This window comes from Pseudomonas sp. v388, from assembly GCF_003935425.1.
In the GTDB taxonomy this organism is placed as follows: domain Bacteria; phylum Pseudomonadota; class Gammaproteobacteria; order Pseudomonadales; family Pseudomonadaceae; genus Aquipseudomonas.
This window is the reverse complement of the sequence record NZ_RHQN01000027.1, coordinates 1-604: the sequence shown is the minus strand read 5'-3', so window position 1 is coordinate 604 and position 604 is coordinate 1. Positions and strand designations below refer to the sequence as shown.

Here is a 604-nt window from a genome sequence, read left to right as displayed (position 1 = left end):
ACCTTAGCCTGAGCCGTTGCCAGTGAAAGCAACGTTCAGTCTATCTTTCTATCACATACCCAAATTTTTAAAGAACGATCCAGTCAAAGACCAGAAATCAACACTCACCATCAACCTGATGGAGTGCTCATTTCTAAGCTTTCAAACAGAAGCAGCAAATGGTGGAGCCAAGCGGGATCGAACCGCTGACCTCCTGCGTGCAAGGCAGGCGCTCTCCCAGCTGAGCTATGGCCCCAGGTATTACGGGTGGCTAACGCTCTGACCAACTACTCACCAGGCAACTGGTGGGTCTGGGCAGATTCGAACTGCCGACCTCACCCTTATCAGGGGTGCGCTCTAACCAACTGAGCTACAGACCCGGTATCGGGCTGCTTCTAATCGTCTTCTTCAATGAATCAAGCAATTCGTGTGGGGGCTCATGGTGCAGCTGAGTCGTCGATTAAGGAGGTGATCCAGCCGCAGGTTCCCCTACGGCTACCTTGTTACGACTTCACCCCAGTCATGAATCACACCGTGGTAACCGTCCCCCCGAAGGTTAGACTAGCTACTTCTGGTGCAACCCACTCCCATGGTGTGACGGGCGGTGTGTACAAGGCCCGGGAAC

General features: G+C 53.5%; 2 tRNA genes and 1 rRNA gene. All 3 read right to left on the bottom strand.

Annotated elements, in window-relative coordinates:
* Positions 1–159: 159 nt before the first annotated feature.
* Positions 160–235: transfer RNA gene (locus tag EGJ27_RS24725), tRNA-Ala, on the bottom strand.
* A 47-nt stretch (positions 236–282) separates the two neighbouring features.
* Positions 283–359: transfer RNA gene (locus tag EGJ27_RS24720), tRNA-Ile, on the bottom strand.
* 81 nt (positions 360–440) lie between these two features.
* Positions 441–604, bottom strand: a 16S ribosomal RNA gene (locus tag EGJ27_RS24715); the annotation flags it as partial.